Genomic DNA, 3,117 nt, shown 5'->3' with positions numbered 1-3,117 from the left:
GTATTTGTAATGGCTGATAAGACCATCGTAGTTTTTAACCTTCTCCATATTGGTCACATCAGCGTGCAGTTGTTCTTGCTCAGTAGGTGTCGATTGGCAACCCGCTAACAGGCTTAGCGTTAACAACATCAAATAAGTGCGCTTTTTATTCATTCGACCGGCCCTCTAGATACTCAATGTCATTTGCATGATGCTCGGTGCAAGAATCAAAATGACGATTGGAAACATGATAAATAAGATTAAAGGCACACTCATTTTGGCAGAGAGCTTACCGACCTTCTCCTCAACCGTAAGCATTTGCTCTTTACGCATATCCTCAGCAAGGTCACTGAGTATTTGTGCGACGGACGTTCCGTATTGCAAGTTCTGAATAATAGTCAGAACAAAACTTCTCACCGCAGGGGTTGGAATACGCTCCGAAAGGTCATTCAAAGCCTTTTCGATACCATGTATTTTACCTGAGTCAGATGTGCGCTTAATTTGGTAGCAAAGGTCAGAATCGAACTCTGCAAGCTCTAGAGCCAAATAGGCTAAACCAGCCTCTATAGTCATACCGGTTTGTACACATACTGACATCATGTCCAAGAGGTAAGGAAGCTGAGAGGAGGTTTTTCGGATAAGTATCTTACGGCGCACTTGCAACAAAGTATCTGGAAGTACAATTACAGTAATTAAAGAGGTAATCGCGACCAACAGTTGGTTACTCGACGTCATGTCTCCCATTAGAATCAAAATAGAGACCAAAACCAATACCAATACCTTCGCGGGAAAATAGAACTTCGCCCATTTCGTGTTGTAATATCCCGCTTCGATCAGTTTCTGCTCGAGCTCATCATGATGCTCCTTGCCAAATCTAATGAAAAATCGATTCAAGCGCGAAGGCGGTTTAATAGCATCAGTCGCTAGATAATTCGCTAATTTCTGTCTGCGCTGTTCGGCCTGTAACGACTCGATGATCAAAAAGAGCAGCGACAAAAACAGCACAATAAGTGCAGCTAGTATCATCATGCGCGAACACCTCTTACTAATAACCAAACAATAAATAAGCCGATAAGCTCACTGCCCAGCACATAAAACAACACGACTCTCCCCTCGGGATCATGAAGTACAAAATCAACATTAGACGGATTGATTTGGTTAAGAATAACCATAAAAACCATAGGGATAGCAGCAACTATCTTGGCTGATATTCGGGCTTCCGAAGTCATTGCCATCTTCTTTTTTTCTAACGTTCTAGCATCCACCAACACACGAATTAATCGAGCCAACACACCTTTAAGTTGTCCGCCTCGCGCAATATTGGCTCTAAGCGTTACAGTAAAGAATAAAAACTCTGAATACGGGTAGTTTTTACACGAGCGTTTAAGTACTACTTCCGGAGACTCACCTAACTTAAGTCGGTCTCCCATCAACTTAAACTCACGCCCGATAGGATTATGCATCACTTCGCCGACATAGCTAATGGCTTGCATTAAACTGTCACCCGCCGTCACGGCACTCATCAGAATATTCAACGCGTCAGGGAAGGTATTCTCGAAATCTCGGCGCCTTTTAGTCACCAAGAAACGATAGCCGAAAAAAGTAAAAACTAGAGCTAACACAGGTACACACCAAGCTTTAGTCACAGATAATAGGTCTATCACGACGAACCAAGAGGCGGCCAAACTACCCATAACGTATAAAGCGATATACAAGGTTGAACGCGGCCCCAACACCATCAGGGTAGGTGAAATAGACTCTCTAAACCTGTGCCAAACCTGTTTCCCAACTAATGATCTCACGTTAATGGCATCAAAGTTTTCAACTTCTACGTCTTCAATATTGAAGAATTGATTGACCTTTTTTACCTTTGAATCTCGGATCAAAAGAAGTAAAAGAGCGAACAGGATTAATGAAATCCAAAGCATGCTAGGCTCCCTTAAAGGATTCGATAAGCTCTTCATAAAGCCCAAAGAATTTCGCTTTTTTCACAAGCTCAGAGCGCTGCATGATCCCATTGGTGACAAACTCCCCTTTCACATTTTCGCCGAAAAGAGCATCGTCGTGCCGAAAGCCATAAATCTCTTCCATCACCACGCTATCGCCTTCAAGTCCAACAATTTCCGATATACTGGTAATTTTACGCGTGCCATCACGAAGCCTATTAACTTGCACAACCATCTGAACTGCACTCACGATTGTTCTTCGAATTGCATCTAACGGCTGATTCAAGTTCGCCATCATCACCATTGATTCAACACGGGCAATTGCATCTCTCGGCGTGTTCGCGTGCAGCGTAGACATAGACCCATCGTGGCCGGTGTTCATCGCTTGCAACATCTCAAATGCTTCAGAGCCACGACATTCACCGAGAATAATTCGATCAGGACGCATACGAAGCGCGTTGATCACCAAGTCTCGCTGAGTCACAGCCCCAGTTTGTTCAACACTGGAGGTTCGCGTCTCAAGTCGAACTAAGTTAGGTTGTTGCAGGCGCAGTTCAGCGGCGTCTTCAATCGTGACGATACGTTCGTCTTCCGCAATGTATTGAGACAAAGCGTTCAATAAGGTTGTCTTACCTGAACCTGTACCACCAGAGATAAGCACATTAATACGACAGCGAGACGCTATCATTAATACTCTCGCCATATCAGGTGACATCGAACCAAAATCGATCAAATCATCAAACCCGATATTTTGCTCTCTAAACTTTCGAATAGAGATCGATGTGCCATCCAGCGCAATCGGTGGAATCACGATGTTCACACGGCTACCGTCATCTAACCTGGCATCAACTGTTGGGGAGAGTTCATCAACGCGTCTGCCTACACGTGAAGCGATACGCTTAGCAATAGCCAACAACTGCTCTTCATTCACAAACGAAACTTCGGACTTTTTGACCTTACCATGTCGTTCGAAAAAGATGTTATTGGGCCCATTAACCATGATATCGGAGATAGACTGGTCCTCGACCAAAGGCTGCAAAGGACCAAGCCCAAACAGCTCATCGATAAGGCTTTTCACTAAACCAGATTTCATCATTGATGTGATGGGTCGCTGGTAGCTATTGGCTAATAAATCTACTGCCGCTTGTATCTGTGATTCTAGTTCTTTTCGGCTCATTTTCTGAACCGCTTC

Annotated in this window: 3 protein-coding genes and 1 pseudogene; all 4 read right to left on the bottom strand. The window is 44.0% G+C overall.

Annotated elements, in window-relative coordinates; translation table 11 throughout:
• Positions 1-153 (bottom strand): annotated as a pseudogene (locus BCT81_RS29675) (anaphase-promoting protein); the annotation flags it as partial.
• Between the two features lie 12 nt (positions 154-165).
• A complete protein-coding gene (locus BCT81_RS00380; RefSeq protein WP_102422951.1) occupies positions 166-1,008 on the bottom strand; it encodes a type II secretion system F family protein in 843 nt (280 codons plus the stop codon).
• On the bottom strand, positions 1,005-1,907 hold the full coding sequence (locus tag BCT81_RS00375) for a type II secretion system F family protein (RefSeq protein ID WP_102422950.1): 903 nt from the start codon (positions 1,905-1,907) through the stop codon (positions 1,005-1,007). Before BCT81_RS00375 ends, BCT81_RS00380 begins: the two co-directional genes overlap by 4 nt.
• A gap of 1 nt (position 1,908) precedes the next feature.
• A partial coding sequence (locus BCT81_RS00370; RefSeq protein WP_102422949.1) for a CpaF family protein occupies positions 1,909-3,117 on the bottom strand: 1,209 nt, incomplete at its 5' end.

Source organism: Vibrio sp. 10N.261.52.A1 (assembly GCF_002876325.1).
Lineage (GTDB): Bacteria > Pseudomonadota > Gammaproteobacteria > Enterobacterales > Vibrionaceae > Vibrio > Vibrio chagasii.
This window is presented reverse-complemented; position numbering and strand designations above follow the sequence as displayed.